The organism is Streptomyces sp. SCSIO 75703, assembly GCF_036607905.1.
Taxonomy (GTDB): domain Bacteria; phylum Actinomycetota; class Actinomycetes; order Streptomycetales; family Streptomycetaceae; genus Streptomyces.
This window is the reverse complement of record NZ_CP144555.1, coordinates 2,480,785-2,497,537: the sequence shown is the minus strand read 5'-3', so window position 1 is coordinate 2,497,537 and position 16,753 is coordinate 2,480,785. Positions and strand designations below refer to the sequence as shown.

The following is a 16,753-nucleotide window of genomic DNA, read 5'->3' as shown; positions in this document are numbered from 1 at the left end:
GCGCGCACAGCGGGTAGGGCTTGACGCATCGTCGCTCGCCAGCGAAGCCGTCGTCAGGAGTAGACCGTGCTGCAACCGCCGCGTTCGTCCCTGCAGGTAGCCGCTGTCCCGGCCCAGCGGGTGCCGGTGCGGAACAGGGACCAAGACGCCCCCTGGCACACCGAGGCGGTGTGCCGGCGCGACGAGGCCGGACTGTTCTTCGCACCGTCCAAGGAACCCACCGCCGCCCGGCTCTCCCGCGAGGAGGCGGCCAAGCGGGTCTGCGGACGCTGCCCGGTCCTGGCCGAATGCCGCGAGCACGCGCTGCTCCAGCCCGAGCCGTACGGCGTGTGGGGCGGCCTGACCGCCGCCGAGCGCCGGGTGGTGCTGGCCCGGCGCCGGCGCCGCGACCTGGAGTTGAAGAAGGCGGCCCGCCCCACGGCGGACCGCATAGCCGCGGCCGGCTAGGGCTCGCCCCCGGAGCGTGTCGCGCCCGGCGGGGGCGGGGCGCCCGCTCCGCACCAGCGGGCGGCCCTGGGGCACGGCGGCGTCCGGTCCGTTCCGTACGCGTGGGCGGTCCCGTCCGGCGGTCCGCGGGCGGGCGTCGGCGGTGGGCCGGGGCCCGGCGGCTATCCGGCGCGGTCGAAGTTGATCGCGCTGTAGGCGCGCAGCTTGCTCAGCCGGTGCTCGGAGTCGATCCGGCGGACCGTGCCCGACTTGGAGCGCATCACGATCGAGTCGGTCGTCGCGGTCTCGGAGCGGTAGCGGACCCCGCGCAGCAGTTCGCCGTCGGTGATGCCGGTGGCGACGAAGAAGACGTTGTCCCCGGAGACCAGGTCGTCCGTCGTCAGGACGCGGTCCAGGTCGTGCCCGGCGTCGAGCGCGCGGCGGCGCTCCTCGTCGTCCTTGGGCCACAGCTTGCCCTGGATGGTGCCGCCCAGGCACTTGACGGCGCAGGCGGAGATGATGCCCTCGGGCGTGCCGCCGATGCCGAGCAGCAGGTCGATGCCGGTGCCCTCGCGCAGCGCGAGGATGGAGCCGGCCACGTCGCCGTCGGAGATCAGCTTGATCCGGGCGCCGGTCTCCCGGACCTCCTTGATCAGGGCCTGGTGCCGGGGGCGGTCCAGGATGACCACGGTGACGTCCCCGGGCGTCGACCGCTTGGCCTTGGCGACCCGGCGGATGTTCACCGAGACGGGCGCGTCGATGTCGACGAAGTCGGCGGCGTCGGGCCCGGTGACCAGCTTGTCCATGTAGAAGACGGCCGACGGGTCGAACATGGACCCGCGCTCGGCGGCGGCGAGCACCGCGATCGCGTTGGTCATCCCGTTGGCGGTCAGGGTGGTCCCGTCGATCGGGTCGACGGCGATGTCGACCTCGGCTCCGGTCCCGTCGCCGACGCGTTCCCCGTTGAAGAGCATCGGCGCCTCGTCCTTCTCGCCCTCGCCGATGACGACGACGCCGTTCATCGAGACGGTCTGGACGAGGGTGCGCATGGCGCGCACCGCGGCCCCGTCGGCGCCGTTCTTGTCGCCCCGCCCGACCCAGCGGCCGGCCGCCATCGCCGCGGCTTCGGTCACGCGGACGAGTTCCATGGCGAGGTTGCGATCGGGAGCCTCCGAAGGGACGTCAAGCTCGGACGGCAGATGATGATGCTCGGTCATCGGAGCGCACCTTTCTGATACGACGACGGCCGGATGAGGGTATGGCCACGACTCTATCGCCAGTCGTACTAAATGAGCAGGGGACCCCACGGATGAGCGGATCGGCGACCTGCGACGATAGGGGCGTGGCAGGTATGAAAGGCAAGCAGAAGTCGGCCCGGGACATGGTGCTCTCCCTTGGGCTCATCGTGCTCGCGGCGGGAGTGATGTGGCTCTTCATCCCGCACGACGACAGCGAGCCCGACATCAGGCGGGTGGACTACCGGGTCGAGCTGCTGAGCGCGCGGCGCGCCGCGTCGTACCCGGTGGCGGCGCCGGTCGGGCTCTCCGAGGAGTGGAAGGCGACCTCGGTGCGCTACCGCGCCGACCGGTCCGACGCCTGGCACCTCGGTTTCAGCGCCCCCGACGGTGAGTACGTGGCGGTCGAGCAGTCCACGGACAAGCCCGAGAAGTTCATCGACAAGGCCAGCCAGGGCGCGCGGCGCACCGAGACCACCGAGGAGATCGGCGGCCGGACCTGGGTCCGCTATGAGGGCGGCCGGTACGACGCGCTGGTCCTCCAGGACGGCGACGGCGCGCAGGGCGCGACGACCCTGGTGACCGGCACGGCCTCGTTCGAGCGGCTGGCCGCGATGGCGGCGGCGCTGGAGACGGAGTGAGGACGTGGGTCCCTGGGCCGTCCGGGTGCCGTCGCGCCCGTGGTGACGGGCCCGCGGGCGTGTGACGTGAAGGAGGCGGCCCCCACCGCGGGGGCCGCCTCCTTCGCTGTGCGCGGTGCCGGTGCGGCTCAGACCGTGGTGACGACCTGCTCGTAGGACAGGCGCGGCGAGCGCGGGAACCAGGCGTCGGGGCCCGGGCGGCCGATGTTGACGACCATCAGCGGGGTGTGGTCGTCGTCCAGGAACTCCTTGCGCAGGCCCTCGAAGTCCAGGCCGGTCATCGGGCCGGCGGCCAGGCCGGCGGCGCGGATGCCGATGATGAAGTAGGCGGCCTGGAGCGCGGCGTTCATGCCGGCGGTACCCTCGCGGACCGTGCGCTCGCCGAAGAAGACGTCCTTGGCCTGCGGGAAGTGCGGCAGGAGCTGGGGCAGCTCCTCGTGGAACTCGTTGTCCGCCGACAGGATCGCGACGAGCGGGGCGGTGGCCGTCTTGGCCTGGTTGCCCTCGGCCATGTGCGCGACCAGGCGCTCGCGGGCCTCGGGGGAGCGGACCAGGGTGACGCGCAGCGGGGACTGGTTGAAGGCGGTCGGGCCGTACTTGACCAGGTCGTAGATCGCCTGCACCTGCTCGTCGGTCACCGGCTCGTCGGTGAAGGTGTTCGCGGTGCGGGCCTCGCGGAACAGCAGGTCCTGGGCGGCGGGGTCAAGAACGAGAGACATGCGTGATCTTCCTCGGGATGCGCTTCGGCTCCGGGCGGGGTGGCGCGGAGCCGTTGACGGGGCTGACGCTACGCCAATGAAGTTCAACATTCAACCAAAGCTGGGGCGTGGTGATCCGCTTCACACGCGGTCGACAGTGGTGTGCGTCACGCCGGCCGGCCGATCACTTCCGGTCCCCCGCACGGTCCCCCTGGGACATCGGCCGAGAGCCGCCGACGCCGAAAGGGCTGAAGGACATGACCGGAGCCACCAAGGGACCCGCGAGTTACTTCCCGTCGAGCGAGAAGAAGTACGGCCGGCCGATCGCCGAGTGGCAGGAGTTGATCCGCTCCTCCCCGCTCGCCCGGCACGGGGTACTCGTCACCTGGCTCACGACCGAGCACGCGATGGGCCACGGCCACGCCAACGCGCTCGTCGCCCACACCCTGGCGGAGGACAGCGGGAAGTAGGGCGAACGGGCCCCCGGGGCCTTGGCCGGCCCCGGCAGCCGGACGCTCCCCGCCCGGCCGCACCGGGCGGGAAGCGGGACGGCGGCCACGCGGGACGGCGGGGCCGGGGACTACGCCTCGCCGGTCCCCGACCCGCCGCCGTCGGCGTCCTCGGCGCGGGCCTCCTCGGCCAGCGCCGCGTCCAGACGGGCGCGCGCGCCCTCCAGCCACCGCCGGCAGACCTTCGCCAGCTCCTCGCCCCGCTCCCACAGGGCGAGCGACTCCTCCAGCGTCGTGCCGCCCGCCTCCAGCCGCCGTACGACCTCGATCAGCTCGTCCCGCGCCTGCTCGTACCCGAGCGCCTCGGCCACCGCCGCCGGCTGCTCCACCTCGCTGGTCATCCACCCACCCTATGCGTCGACTCGTACGGAGAACTCGCCCTCGGACACCCGGGCGCGCAGCACCTGGCCGGGCGCCACCTCGCCGGGGGCCCGCACGGCGTGGCCGTCGTCCCGCTGGAGCACCGCGTACCCGCGCTCGAGCGTCGCGGCAGGGGAGAGGGCCACCACGCGCGCGTGGGTGTGCGTCAACTCGGAATCGGCCCGGTCCAGGAGGTGCCGCAGCGTCCGGCGGCCCCGGTCCAGCAGGGCCGCCACCTCGGCCTCCCGGTCGTCGATCATGCGGTGCGGGTGCTGTACCGACGGCCGCGCCAGCGCGTGGGCCAGCCCCCGCTCCTCACGGTCCACGAACGCCGCCACGCAGCGCCGCGCCCGGTCCCGCAACTGCCGGACGCGCTCGTACTCCTCGCCGACGTCCGGCACGACCTTCTTGGCGGCGTCGGTCGGCGTCGAGGCGCGCAGGTCGGCCACGTAGTCGAGCAGCGGGTGGTCCGGCTCGTGGCCGATCGCCGACACGACCGGCGTCCGGCACGCCGCCACCGCCCGTACCAGTTGCTCGTCGGAGAACGGCAACAGGTCCTCCACGCTGCCCCCGCCCCGCGCGATGACGATCACGTCCACCTCGTCCCGCGCGTCCAGTTCCTTGACGGCCTGCACCACCTGCGGCACGGCGTGCACGCCCTGCACGGCGACGTTGCGGACCTCGAAGCGGACGGCCGGCCAGCGGTGCCGGGCGTTCTCCAGCACGTCCCGCTCGGCGGCCGAGGCCCGCCCGCACACCAGCCCGACGAGCTGCGGCAGGAACGGCAGCGGCTTCTTGCGCTCGGCGGCGAACAGCCCCTCGCGCGCGAGCGTCTTCTTCAGTTGCTCCAGACGGGCGAGGAGTTCCCCGACCCCGACCGGCTTGATGGCCGTGGCGCGCAGCGAGAGCTGTCCGCGCGGCGCGTACCACTCCGGCTTGGCGTGGACGACCACCCGGGCGCCCTCGCCGACCACGTCCGCGACGGAGTCGAACACCTGCCGGTAGCAGGTCACGCCGACCGAGATGTCGTGCGACGGGTCGCGCAGGGTCAGGAACACCACCCCGGCGCCGGGCCGCCGCGAGAGCTGCGTGATCTGCCCCTCGACCCACACCGCGCCGAGCCGGTCGATCCATCCGCCGATCAGCCGGGACACCTGACCGACGGGCAGGGGGGCTTCCGGGGTCGAGTTCACAGCCATGCGCCCGAGCGTAGCGGCCGGGTGTGACAACACGACCGGGCGCGTCGTGCCGGGCCGCGGGGGCGGGACGGGGCGGGCGTGTCGGGGTACGGCGTGCGGGTGGTGCGGAGCGGCGGTGCGGCGTGTCGGGGCTCCGTGGTGCCGACGGGTGGCGTGTCGCGGCCTCGCCCGGCGGGCGGCCCGGCGTGTCGGGACACCGCACGGCGGGCACGTGGCGTGTCGGACCGGCCGCCCCGCCGCCGCGCGGCGTGTCCGGCGCGCGTCCGGTGCGCTTGGGGCCGCCGTACGGGCGTGTTCCCGGTCGTGTACGGCGCTGTCCCGCGGACGCGTGCCGCCCGCTCCCGGCCCGTTCGCCGCGTACTCCCGCACCCGCCCGCCTGGCCCGGACGCAGCCGCGCCCGAGCCCCTCACCCCGCCGCGTCACCCGCGCCGCGTCCGGCGTCACACCCCCACGGGCCGCCCCCGGCGTGCCTGCACCCCCAGGACGACCAGCCCGACCACGAGCCAGACCGCGCCCACGACCTGAGCCGTCCCCGAAGCCTCCACGATCACCGCGAGGGTGATCGCGGCGCCCACCACCGGGATCAGGACGTGCCGCCACCAGCTCACCCGGCCACCGCCGGCCCGCCGCACCGCGAACCAGCCCACCACGCTCGCGTGCAGCAGCGTGAACGCGGTCAGCGCGCCGACGTCGACGACCGACACCAGGTGGTCGAGCCCGTCCGGCCGCTGCGCCGCCCACACCGCCGCCGCCATCGTGATCACCGCGGAGACCAGCAGCGCCACCCGCGGCACCCCCGAGCCGGTCCGCGACAGCCCGCCCGGCAGCCGCCGGTCCCGGCCCATGGCGAACAGCAGCCGCCCGGCCGCCGCCTGCCCCGCCAGCGCGGCGAACGCGGCGCCGATCGCCTTGCTCACCGCCACCAGATCGTGCAGCCACGTCCCCACGGAGGAGTCCACCGCGTCGTAGAAGGCCGCCCCCTGCCGCTCCGGCCGCGCCGCCAGCTCGGCCGACGTCACCGGCTCCAGCAGCGCCACCAGATAGGTCTGCGCCACGAACAGCACGCCCGCCAGCGCCAGGCAGAACAGCAGCGCCCGCGCCACCTTCGCCGAACCGCCCGTGACCTCCTCCGCGAAGGTCGCGATCGCGTCGAAGCCCAGGTACGACAGGACCGCCACCGACACCGCGCCGACCACCGCCGACAGCGCGAACGCGCCCTGCGTCCCGTCCCCGGTCAGCGGCGACAGCCAGTCCCGATGGGCGCCGTCGCGCGCCAGGACGACGATCGCCGCCACCACGAACACCACCAGGACCACGATCTCCATGGCGAGCACCAGGAAGCCCACCCGGGCAGCCGTCCGCACCCCCCACAGGTTCAGCAGGGTCGTGACCACCACCGCGAGGGCCGTCCACACCCACCGCGACACCTCCGGCACCAGCGCCTCCATGGCGATGCCGGAGAAGAGATATGCCACCGCCGGGATGAGCACGTAGTCGAGCAACGCCATCCAGCCCGCCACGAACCCGGCCCCGTGCCCCAGCCCCGCCCGCGCGTAGGCGAAGACGGAACCCGCCTGGGGGACCACCCGCACCATCTGGGCGTAGCTGAACGCGGTGAACGCCATGGCGACCGTCGCCACCACGTACACCAGTGCGACCGCGCCGTGCGACCTGGCGTCCAGCGTGCCGAAGACCCCGACCGGGGCCATGGGCGCGATGAACAACAACCCGTACACGACCAGGTCACGGAAGCCCAGACTGCGCCGCAGCCCCTGCCCCTCGCCCGCGTCGTGGGCCGTCGAACCGGTCTCGGACATCCTGCCTCCGCCAGCGCCGGGGTACCTTCCCGACAGTCTGTCCGGCGGCGCCGGGCCCACGCGATCTCTGCGCCGCCGAACGCGGCCTTACGATGGGGCCATGACTGCTTCGTCTGGCCGCCGTGTCCTGCTCGCCGCCCCCCGTGGCTACTGCGCGGGAGTGGACCGCGCCGTGATCGCCGTCGAGAAGGCCCTGGAGCAGTACGGGGCTCCGGTCTACGTCCGGCACGAGATCGTCCACAACAAGTACGTCGTCCAGACCCTGGAGAAGAAGGGCGCCGTCTTCGTCGAGCAGACCGACGAGGTCCCCCCGGGGAACATCGTCATGTTCTCCGCGCACGGCGTGGCGCCCGTCGTCCACGAGGAGGCCGAACGCGGCCGGCTCGCCACCATCGACGCCACCTGCCCCCTGGTGACCAAGGTCCACAAGGAAGCCGTCCGCTTCGCCAAGGAGGACTACGACATCCTCCTGATCGGCCACGAGGGCCACGAGGAGGTCATCGGCACCTCCGGCGAGGCCCCCGATCACATCCAGCTCGTCGACGGCCCCGAGGACGTCGCCCAGGTCGAGGTCCGCGACCCGTCCCGGGTCGTCTGGCTCTCCCAGACCACGCTCTCCGTCGACGAGACCATGGAGACCGTCGACGCGCTCAAGGAGAAGTTCCCGCAGCTCATCTCCCCGCCGAGCGACGACATCTGCTACGCCACGCAGAACCGTCAGCTCGCCGTCAAGCAGATGGGCGCCGACGCCGACCTCGTGATCGTCGTCGGCTCCCGCAACTCCTCGAACTCCAAGCGGCTCGTCGAGGTCGCCCTGCAGGCCGGCGCCCGCGACGCCCACCTCGTGGACTTCGCCTCCGAGATCGACGAGGCGTGGCTCGACGGCGTCACCACCGTCGGCCTCACCTCCGGCGCCTCGGTGCCCGAGGTGCTGGTCGAGGAGGTGCTGGAGTGGCTCTCCGCCCGCGGTTTCGAGGACGTGGAGATCGTCAAGGCGGCCGAGGAGTCCATCATCTTCTCCCTCCCCAAGGAACTGCGCCGCGACCTGCGCGAGGAGGCGGCGGCCCTGGTCGCCGAACGCGGCGGCTCCGGCACGGACGGGGACTGACCACCCGTGTGACGCACCGTCGCCCGTCGTAACGTGGGGCCATGCAGATCTTCGGCGTGGACATCGGCGGGTCCGGCATCAAGGGCGCCCCTGTGGATCTCGACAGGGGCGACCTGGCCCGGGAACGGCACAAGGTGCTCACCCCGAGCCCGGCGACGCCCGACGGGGTCGCCGACGGGGTGCGGCAGGTCGTCGGGCACTTCGGCTGGACCGGTCCGGTCGGCCTCACCTTCCCCGGCGTGGTGACGGACGGCGCCACGGTCCTCACCGCCGCCAACGTCGACAAGGGCTGGGTCGGCACCGACGCCCGCGCCCTGTTCCGCGAGCGGCTCGGCGGCCTGGACGTCACGGTCGTCAACGACGCGGACGCGGCCGGCGTCGCCGAGATGCACTTCGGCGCCGGACGCGGCCGGCGGGGCACAGTCGTCCTGCTCACCTTCGGCACCGGCATCGGCAGCGCCGTCTTCCACGACGGCCTCCTGGTCCCCAACACCGAACTCGGTCACCTGGAACTCGACGGCCACGAGGCCGAGAAGCGGGCCTCCGGCAAGGCCAAGGAGGACCACGACCTGTCCTGGGAGCAGTGGGGGCACCGGGTGCGGAGGTACCTCGCGCACGTGGAGATGCTGTTCTCGCCCGAACTGTTCATCCTCGGCGGCGGAGTCAGCCGCAAGGCCCACAAGTTCCTGCCGCACCTGGACGGCGTCCGGGCGGAGATCGTCCCGGCCCGGCTCCAGAACAACGCGGGGATCGTGGGCGCGGCGATGCGGGCGGCGGGCTGAGCACGGTCCGCGACCGCGGCCCTCACGACCGCTGTTGCCGCTGGGGCCTTTGCCGTCGCGGCTGGTGGGGCGGGCGGTTACGGGCGGCGGTCCGGCGGCGCACCAGCCGCACCCGGCGGACGAGCACCGTCACCCCCGCGACCAGCGTCCCGGCGTACAGCCAGGCGGCCCCCGTGGCGAGCCCCGTCACCAGGCCCATCAGCCGCCCGGACACCCCCGTACCGCTCTCGGCGACGGTCACCAGGCCCACGGTGAAGCCGATCGGCACCGACACGGGCGCCGTCAGCAGATCGTTTCCGCGCACCCAGAGCGCGGTGAGCACGCACACCGGCACGAAGAGCACGCCGTAGACGGTGGGGGACGCGTCGAACAGCAGCCGGTCGAGCAGCCCGAGCACGACCATGACCGCCGCGCAGAACAGCCCGCCGCCCAGCCCGGTCAGCCGCGGCGCGGGGAACCGCAGCGCGGACGTGCCCGGCAGGGAGCGCGGCGCCGCCGGCGCCGGAGACCCCGGCCGGGGACGGGCCGCCGCGGGACCCCGGGCGCCCGGGGGCGGCGGCCCGGCCTGCGACACCCCGCCGGCCCCACCCCGCCCCTGCGGGGGCAACCGGGCCCGGCCTCGTCGCGGTCCGTTCTGCGCAGGTCGCGTCCTGTGTTGCTCCACTGGACCAACTTAGGTCGGTTAATGTGCCGAATGCGCTCTCGGACACGCCGTCGGAGCGGCTTGGCCAAGCGTTCGACGTGCCGCCCGACCGGTACGGGACACCCCGTAGACTGGGGGATCGGCCCCTGCCCGGCCGCCTCCACATCCTCACGTACGGGAAGTCGCAACGTGTCGCTCACGATCGGTATCGTCGGCCTGCCGAATGTCGGCAAGTCGACCCTGTTCAACGCCCTGACCAAGAACGACGTGCTGGCGGCCAACTACCCGTTCGCCACGATCGAGCCCAACGTCGGCGTCGTCGGCGTCCCCGACCCCCGGCTGACCAAGCTGGCCGAGATCTTCTCCTCGGAGCGGACCCTTCCGGCCACGGTCGACTTCGTGGACATCGCCGGCATCGTGCGCGGCGCCTCCGAGGGCGAGGGCCTGGGCAACAAGTTCCTCGCCAACATCCGCGAGTCCGACGCGATCTGCCAGGTCATCCGCGCCTTCAAGGACGAGAACGTCGTCCACGTCGACGGCAAGGTCTCGCCCAAGGACGACATCGAGACGATCAACACCGAGCTGATCCTCGCGGACCTCCAGACCATCGAGAAGGTCCTGCCCCGGCTCCAGAAGGAGTCGCGGATCAAGAAGGACGTGGGACCGAAGGTCAAGGCGGTCGAGGAGGCCAAGGAGATCCTGGAGAAGGGCGACACGCTCTTCGCCCACGGCATCGTCCAGGGCACCGAGCGCAACGAACTGCTCCACGACCTCCACCTCCTCACCACGAAGCCGTTCCTCTACGTCTTCAACGTCGACGAGGACGAGCTGACCGACGAGGACTTCAAGAACGAGCAGCGCGCCCTCGTCGCCCCCGCCGAGGCGATCTTCCTCAACGCCAAGCTGGAGGCCGACCTCGCCGAACTGGACGAGGACGAGGCCCTCGAACTCCTCCAGTCCGTCGGCCAGGACGAGCCCGGCCTCGCCACCCTCGCCCACGTCGGCTTCCGCACCCTCGGCCTCCAGACCTACCTGACGGCCGGCCCGAAGGAAGCCCGCGCCTGGACCATCAAGAAGGGCGCCACCGCCCCCGAGGCCGCCGGAGTCATCCACACCGACTTCCAGAAGGGCTTCATCAAGGCCGAGGTCATCTCCTTCGCCGACCTCGTCGAAACGGGCTCGGTCCCCGAAGCCCGCGCCAAGGGCAAGGCCCGCATGGAAGGCAAGGACTACATCATGCGCGACGGCGACGTGGTGGAATTCCGCTTCAACGTGTAGCGGGTGCTCTATCCCACATCGATGACTTGACAAACATACAGGTCATGAGGGGCCCGACCTTTCTAGGTCGGGCCCCTGGTCAGTTCCCGCGCGGGGAGGTGCTGGGATGTCGAGGCTCCAGTGATGGTTCGTGTCCTGCTTTTCTCCTTCCCGCGCTTACTCAGGTCTCGGGACAGGAAAGGGCTCCCCTGCCGCGGTGCGCGGTGAAGGGAAGCCCCGGAGAGCCGACCGCCTACCGGATCAGCTCCCGTACTCGTCGTCCTCGTCCCATGCGCGAGGTGCGGCGGGTCGGTGCTGGCTGTGCGAGGTGTCGCGGAAGGGTGGAGGTATCGTGTCGCTCTCGCTCGTCTCCCGCTGACCTTGGTTCCGTTCGCCCACGTCGGCATCCGGGTCCGCGGTCGCGGTAGTGAACGACGAGCCCTCGGCGTCCGGGAAGCGCGGCGACCAGGGCCCCGTATGGTCCCCTTCGCCCGAAGGCCCGCCCCCCGGCCCCTCGTCGTCGCCCTCGTCGGGCGCCGGGAGAAAGGTCCGCCTGATCTCATCGGCGGCCTCGTCCAGCCCTTCCTCTTCCATGCTCCGCACCACACGGTGCACAAGCACCGTGTACCCGTCCATGTCCGGCTTCAGGCCCGCCGCCGCCAGCAACAGGCGCAGCCGATCCGAGACCCCTACTTCCTCCTCGGGGTCGAACACCCCTCCTTCCTGGCCGTGTCCGTCCCACAGTTGGCCCCCGACGATTGCCTCGCTCCGCGCGCCTACGTGCGGTACGAGCAGGTGACGGAAGAGCTCGGGTACATCCTTGTCATTGGCCGCCGCCGCGATCTGGGCGAGCGGGCCGATCATGTCGACCGCCTTCTCGATCTCGTTCTCGTGACGGGCCAGCCACCACACCACCGCGCTGCCCGCGCTCTTGAGCACGTCGTCACCGAGGTAGCGCCGCTTGTTGCACTCGTGCTGACGCTCGTACTCCCAGATCTCCTCGTCCTTGCGAAGGTCGTTCAACTTCCGCAGGCGCTCGCGGTCGGCGGGGGTGAGAGTCAGCGTCACATCGGCCGCCAGGGCCTTCACCCGTCCGCTACGGTCCGGGAGCAGGACGCCCAGCTCTCCCTCCAGGAGATACCGCGCGAAGCTGGCCCGGCCAGGCTTCTCACAGCGGACGACCTCCAGGGCCCGGCTGACGACCGAGGACACGGCGAGGGCTGGGGAGGCGTCATCGGACCGGTCGGCGTGGTCGAGGACTGGCTTCCACCACACGGTGGCAGAGAAGAGGAAGTCGTAGCCGTCCGCCGCGCTCGGCAGCGCCGCGTCAACCACCCGCGTTTCCTGGTACGGCTGCTCCGCCGGCGCCGCGGGAGGCACGGGTTTCCCGGGCTCGTACGGGCCAGCCGACGCGCGGCCACCGCTTAGGGCCGTCATCACGAGCAGCAGGGAGCCTGAGGTCATGACCATGGACATGAAACCCCACAGCCACGGCGACCAGTGCAGGAGGTTTCCGAGCACAGCCGGTGTGAGGCCGCAAAGAACTACGAACAGCAGGTTGGGAAAGCGGTGTCTCATCGTGCCTCTTCCGTGGTCCGTGATCCGGCGCCCGCACGCTCCGTATTCTCCGTGCGGGCGTATTGCGCGTGGTCGATGTGCTGCCAGAAGAGGGCGGCGACGCCCGCCCGGGACGGATGGCACGCGGGCCCCGCCCAGCTGCAGGCGATGATGTAGAGGCGGTGGAGGGCGGCCGTGCGGCCGTGCGTTGCCCTGACCATCACGCCCAGCGCCATTTCCCGCGTACTGTCGCCCGCCACGGCGCTCAGCCAGCTGCTCACCAGCAGGTTCCAGAGTTCCGTCGGCGGTTGGGAGAACACCGTCTCCCAACCCAGGAACAGGTCCGGCCACGGCGGCGGGTCCGGTGCCCGGTCGCTCCTCAACAGCTCCGTGAGCAAACGGAGGTGAGGCTCCGCCTTGTGCGGCTCCCGACGTGTCCGGTCCCGCAGGCGGTCGATCATCAGCCGGTAGAGCCGGCGGTCGCGGCCGGCGAGGCCGAGAAGTGCCTCCCGGGCCTCGCGTGCCGCCTCCCCCTTCCGTACGGCGAGGTAGTGGAGCCGTACCATCGCCTGATCCGGGTGCGTCGCGCCGAGGCTTTGCAGGCAGGCGACGGTCAGGGCGCGGACGAGGCCGTCCGACAAGGAGCCGGAACTCACGCACCTGTACATCCGCTTGCGGAACCACCCTCCGAACCTCTCGTGACTGAGGCCGAGTTCGAGGGCCGCCACGGCGCGCGGATCGCAGGACGCCCCGGTCGCGCTGTCCGCCCAGCGGACCGCAAGGTCGAAGAGATGGCCGGGCTGCCCGACGGCCAGGGACCGTTCACCGAAGCGGACGATGACGTTCATCCGGTCGTCGGTGGTCAGGCCGCGCAGCCCGGCGGCGTGACCGATCCAGTCCCTGAGATCGTCGCGTACCCCGGGGAAGTTCGCCCAGAAGTACGTCCGTACCGCGTCGGCGTAGGCCAGCCGCTCGAAGCGGAGCCGTCCGTCCGGGTCCCGCTCGATTCCGAGGCCCGCCAACCGCTCCCCGAAATCCGTCCGCGCGAGCTCGGTCGTTGCCTCCTCCTCGTGCCTCACCGTCCTCATCAGGCCGTGCCACGCCTCGTAGACGATGTCGGCGCCAGCCTCCTCGAACATTGCCGCCGCGAGCAGCAGGGCCCGCTCGGGCGCGGTGCGGACCGAGGCCACCTGTCGGCCCACCTCACCGGCGCGGTCGGCCACCGCGTGCATCGCCTGGTCGAGCCATGCCGCGAAGTCGGCGCCGAACCGGCCGCTGTCACGAGCGACCCTCACCAGCCCAGCGAACCGCGCCAGTTCCCGCATGGGGGAGCGGTCGTACAGGCACTGGAGCTCGGCACTCCCCAGGTCCGCGGGGCGGAAGGCCATCCGGTCCATGCGGAGGTACCGGGTGACGACGGCGACGCCCCGGGGGCGCCCCAGTGTCACCGTGTGCGGTTCGAGGCCCGGCGCGTGGGCGTGCTCCATGCCCGACGGCAGGACGACGACCATGTGGGCCCCCGCATCCTGGACCTGTGACCGGCGCACGGCCAGGTGGAGCTGGGCCTTGGCATACGCCTCCTCGTCGGCGATCCCGGAGAGGTCGAGGAGGAAGCGGTCCCCCTCATCGGGAGCGAGGGGGTTCTCGTCCTTGCCCGTGACGGGAAGCTCCTCGAACCGGACCTCCTCCTCGTCGGCGCCCCCGTCCTCACCGACCCCGTGCAGCAGCATGATCGCCGCGGCACGGCGGCCGCTGCCGGGCGGAGCCTCCAGCAGCACCACCGATCCGGGCTTCTCCAGGCGGTCGGCGGCGACGCGGTAGCTCCGCGGCGGAACGAACCGGTCGGCCAGGCGCATCCGGTCCTCGCGGGCGATCCGGAGGGACTCGACCCCTTTTCGGATCATCCAGTCCCCGCCGACGCCGTAGAAGACGTACTGGCGCCCCTCGCCGTTGTTCACCGGGGCGCGCGGATCGTTGACGGTGACGCGGTCCTGTCCGGTCATCGTCCGTCGTCCGAGCGTTGGCGCTCACGCTCGAAGCGCTGGTGGACTGTACCGCTGTTGTCGCCTGCCGTGAACTGGGCCCCGGTGTTGTTGCCCTGGAAGTGCGGGGCGTTGTACTGGTGGCCCCGACCGGTATTCACGGGACCCTGCGGCTCGTTGATGAAGGTGCCCAGGTCCCCGTTGAGGTTTCCGATGCCGCCGCGCACGCGCTGCTCGACGTCGCGCGTCCGCATCCTGGTATGTCCGGCGGCCCGGTCCGACTTCTTGCGGGTCTTCGCCTCCGCCCGCTCCCGCGCCGCACGGGCGTCGCGGTCCTCCGCGCCCAGCTCCGGCAGCAGCCGGGCGAGGGTGTCGCCGAGCGACGTCAGGTCCGACTCTGCGTTGCGGTGGTCGAACCGCCTGTACTGGCAGTCTGCCAGTTCCCGCAGGCCTTCCGGGAGGACGGAGGGGTCGATCCGCGTGGCCTTTCCGACGAGCACGGGGATCACCAGGATCCCGCGGTCGAGCGCGGTCTGGATCTCACGTCGGGTCCAGTCCTGTTCGGCTTCGAGGGCGGGGCGGCCGTCGGCCCCCTGCACCTCCGCCCAACGCGGGCCGATCACGACGAGAAGTGCCTGGCACTCCTCCATAGCCCTGGTCAATTCCACCGGGAAACGGCGACCGGCCTCGATCGAGTTGCTGGCGAAGAAGACCCGCTCGTCGCCGAACCGGCGGGAGAGCTCTCGCGCGATCATGGTCGCGGCGTTTTCCACGTCACCTGTGCGGTAGTTGACGAAGACGTCGGGCATGAAAGTTCCCTTCGTGAGAGGAGGACGGAGACGCATGGGTATGGGCGCGAGGGCTGCAGACAGGGCTCCGGGGCTCTGGTCCACCCGGGGCATGAGGTCCCGACCGCGTGACGGCACGGTGCGTCCACGGAAGGGCGTACGGATGGAGGTGGGCCGCCCGGCGCTTCACTGGTCGCGGGTAGCCCGAGGAAGGCAGGGCACGGCGTGACACGTCGGGCGGGGATCAGAGGGTCCGGTCGGGATCGTGGGATCCGGAGGGCCGACCGGACAGTCCGGCGAGCCGGACGGCTTGAGGGGCTGGCGTCGGTCGTGGAAGCGGTATCAGTCGTGCGCGGGGGCGAGTACCCGTGCCAGCGCCGGTTGCAGATCGTGTACGGCCCGGCTGCTCCGGAACCGGGAGAGTTCCCGCGCGAGACGCCGGACGTCGCTGTTCACCGTCGCCGAGGGCACGGCCGGCATCATCCCCAGGAACTCCCCGGCGATCGCGCACGCGTGCTCGGCCTCTCCGGAGGCGGCGTGGGCCAAAGCCCTGCGGAAGCCGTACCGGGCGCGGGTGCGCAGCGCGTGCGCTGGGAGGCGGAGGCACTCCCGGTCGAGGACCTCGGCGGCGGCCTTGGGGCGACCGAGGTCGTACAGGCACCAGCCGGTCGTCATCGCCGCCGGATCGCTCACGTGGATGGTGCCGATCACGGGCTCGGCGCCGCTGCGGGCGTCGTCGCTATCGAGCAGTTCCCGCGCCCTGTCGAGACTGCGGAGGCAATCGTCTTCGTCGCCGATGAGCGCGTGTCCCTGCGCCTCCCGCTGGGCCGCGAGTCCCCGGATGCGCGGCGGGAGTTCGCTGCTCTGGGCCCGCCGGGCCAGGGTGACGGTGCCTGCGGAGTCCCCGTCGTAGAGCGTGACAAGGGCGCGTCGCACGAGCGCGTAGGAACCGAGGTAAGGATCGCCCCCCGCATGCGCCAGTTCGGCGGCCTCACCGGTCCAGCCGAGAGCCGCGCTGCTGTTCCCGGCCTCCTGGGCCATCCAGCCGGTGAACTCCGCGAACCGCGACGCGAGCAGGAACCCAGGGGCACGAGTGGCGGACGGGGCGCCGGCGGCCAGCTCGGCGACCGTGCGCGTCTGCGTCTCCAGCAGGGGAAGCAGGGCCTTTGGCGCGGTGGACTGGCCGAGCTTTCGCAGTTGGTCGAACTGCGCGCGGAAGAAGGGGAGGAGGGGGGCGGCGGCAGCGGGCGCCTGACTGCCGAGTTTCAGGCCGAGGTCGATCAGCGCCCCCGTACCCGCCGAGAGGACCGCCCGGCGCCCGACGAGCCAGAGGTTCGTGGCGGAGGGCATTTCGGTGGTGTCCGAGTCGCTCTCGGGTCGGACGGCCAGGCGCCGCAGCTCGCCGTTCGCCCCGAGGAAGGCGTCGCACCGCCGGGCCAGTTCGGGGGATGCGGAACGTTCCCCGCGCTCGACCTTGCTGAGGTGCCCCTTGTCGTAGTTGAGCGCTACGGAGAACTCGGTCAGAGTCAGCCCCGATTCCTGCCGTAAACGGCGAAGTTCCGGGCCGAAACGTAAAGGTGTGCTCATCGTTAGACTCCCCTTGAACAGTGATCGTGAGAGTTGTGCGCTCCCGCAGGGAACTTTCGTTCGACATTCATTGGCCGACGCGAAGGCCGACGACGAACACCTGTTGTGACCGCGGCATTTCGCTTCGCATCCGAGGACGAGTCTGGCATGAGGCGCGCCTCAA

Annotated in this window: 16 protein-coding genes; 6 read left to right on the top strand and 10 right to left on the bottom strand. The window is 71.8% G+C overall.

What is annotated here, in order from left to right:
- Nucleotides 1-66 precede the first annotated feature (66 nt).
- Nucleotides 67-447: a WhiB family transcriptional regulator gene (locus tag VM636_RS10750; protein ID WP_030419012.1), complete on the top strand. Its 381-nt coding sequence runs from the start codon at nucleotides 67-69 to the stop codon at nucleotides 445-447.
- A gap of 161 nt (nucleotides 448-608) precedes the next feature.
- Here VM636_RS10750 and glpX read toward each other — a convergent pair whose 3' ends face one another.
- Nucleotides 609-1,643, bottom strand: coding sequence for a class II fructose-bisphosphatase (gene glpX, locus VM636_RS10745; protein ID WP_030419013.1), 1,035 nt, complete (start codon nucleotides 1,641-1,643; stop codon nucleotides 609-611).
- Between the two features lie 134 nt (nucleotides 1,644-1,777).
- Between glpX and VM636_RS10740 the strand changes: the two genes are divergently transcribed.
- Nucleotides 1,778-2,302 (top strand): DUF4245 domain-containing protein, encoded by a 525-nt coding sequence (locus VM636_RS10740; protein ID WP_037857623.1) that lies wholly within the window; start codon nucleotides 1,778-1,780, stop codon nucleotides 2,300-2,302.
- 128 nt (nucleotides 2,303-2,430) lie between these two features.
- Here VM636_RS10740 and VM636_RS10735 read toward each other — a convergent pair whose 3' ends face one another.
- A complete protein-coding gene (locus tag VM636_RS10735; protein WP_030419015.1) occupies nucleotides 2,431-3,021 on the bottom strand; it encodes a malonic semialdehyde reductase in 591 nt (196 codons plus the stop codon).
- 236 nt (nucleotides 3,022-3,257) lie between these two features.
- Between VM636_RS10735 and VM636_RS10730 the strand changes: the two genes are divergently transcribed.
- Entirely contained in the window at nucleotides 3,258-3,470 is a 213-nt protein-coding gene (locus tag VM636_RS10730) for a DUF4287 domain-containing protein (RefSeq protein WP_030419016.1), read from the top strand.
- A 110-nt stretch (nucleotides 3,471-3,580) separates the two neighbouring features.
- On the opposite strand, the gene VM636_RS10725 is transcribed toward VM636_RS10730, so the two are convergent.
- The 3 genes from VM636_RS10725 to VM636_RS10715 all read right to left on the bottom strand — a co-directional run bounded on the left by VM636_RS10725 (nucleotide 3,581) and on the right by VM636_RS10715 (nucleotide 6,886).
- On the bottom strand, nucleotides 3,581-3,850 hold the full coding sequence (locus VM636_RS10725) for an exodeoxyribonuclease VII small subunit (protein ID WP_030419017.1): 270 nt from the start codon (nucleotides 3,848-3,850) through the stop codon (nucleotides 3,581-3,583).
- A gap of 9 nt (nucleotides 3,851-3,859) precedes the next feature.
- Nucleotides 3,860-5,068, bottom strand: coding sequence for an exodeoxyribonuclease VII large subunit (gene xseA, locus VM636_RS10720; RefSeq protein WP_030419018.1), 1,209 nt, complete (start codon nucleotides 5,066-5,068; stop codon nucleotides 3,860-3,862).
- A 441-nt stretch (nucleotides 5,069-5,509) separates the two neighbouring features.
- The gene (locus VM636_RS10715; protein WP_338484305.1) at nucleotides 5,510-6,886 is read right to left on the bottom strand and encodes an APC family permease; all 1,377 of its coding nucleotides are present in this window, start codon (nucleotides 6,884-6,886) and stop codon (nucleotides 5,510-5,512) included.
- Between the two features lie 100 nt (nucleotides 6,887-6,986).
- Between VM636_RS10715 and VM636_RS10710 the strand changes: the two genes are divergently transcribed.
- Together VM636_RS10710 and VM636_RS10705 are read left to right on the top strand one after the other, a co-directional pair.
- Entirely contained in the window at nucleotides 6,987-7,994 is a 1,008-nt protein-coding gene (locus VM636_RS10710) for a 4-hydroxy-3-methylbut-2-enyl diphosphate reductase (RefSeq protein ID WP_053914486.1), read from the top strand.
- A 41-nt stretch (nucleotides 7,995-8,035) separates the two neighbouring features.
- Nucleotides 8,036-8,776 (top strand): ROK family protein, encoded by a 741-nt coding sequence (locus VM636_RS10705; protein WP_030419021.1) that lies wholly within the window; start codon nucleotides 8,036-8,038, stop codon nucleotides 8,774-8,776.
- A 22-nt stretch (nucleotides 8,777-8,798) separates the two neighbouring features.
- On the opposite strand, the gene VM636_RS10700 is transcribed toward VM636_RS10705, so the two are convergent.
- On the bottom strand, nucleotides 8,799-9,440 hold the full coding sequence (locus VM636_RS10700; protein ID WP_338484304.1) for a DUF6542 domain-containing protein: 642 nt from the start codon (nucleotides 9,438-9,440) through the stop codon (nucleotides 8,799-8,801).
- Between the two features lie 168 nt (nucleotides 9,441-9,608).
- Between VM636_RS10700 and ychF the strand changes: the two genes are divergently transcribed.
- Entirely contained in the window at nucleotides 9,609-10,697 is a 1,089-nt protein-coding gene (gene ychF, locus VM636_RS10695; RefSeq protein WP_030419023.1) for a redox-regulated ATPase YchF, read from the top strand.
- 240 nt (nucleotides 10,698-10,937) lie between these two features.
- Here the strand turns inward: ychF and VM636_RS10690 are convergent, their stop codons facing one another.
- From VM636_RS10690 to VM636_RS10675, 4 genes are all read right to left on the bottom strand, one after another.
- Entirely contained in the window at nucleotides 10,938-12,254 is a 1,317-nt protein-coding gene (locus VM636_RS10690; protein WP_053914488.1) for a hypothetical protein, read from the bottom strand.
- Nucleotides 12,251-14,236: a hypothetical protein gene (locus tag VM636_RS10685; protein ID WP_053914489.1), complete on the bottom strand. Its 1,986-nt coding sequence runs from the start codon at nucleotides 14,234-14,236 to the stop codon at nucleotides 12,251-12,253. Before VM636_RS10685 ends, VM636_RS10690 begins: the two co-directional genes overlap by 4 nt.
- Nucleotides 14,233-15,024, bottom strand: a complete 792-nt coding sequence (locus tag VM636_RS10680; protein ID WP_053914490.1) for a TIR domain-containing protein — start codon at nucleotides 15,022-15,024, stop codon at nucleotides 14,233-14,235. Before VM636_RS10680 ends, VM636_RS10685 begins: the two co-directional genes overlap by 4 nt.
- A 321-nt stretch (nucleotides 15,025-15,345) precedes the next feature.
- Entirely contained in the window at nucleotides 15,346-16,590 is a 1,245-nt protein-coding gene (locus VM636_RS10675; protein ID WP_053914491.1) for a helix-turn-helix transcriptional regulator, read from the bottom strand.
- Between the last annotated feature and the right edge of the window lie 163 nt (nucleotides 16,591-16,753).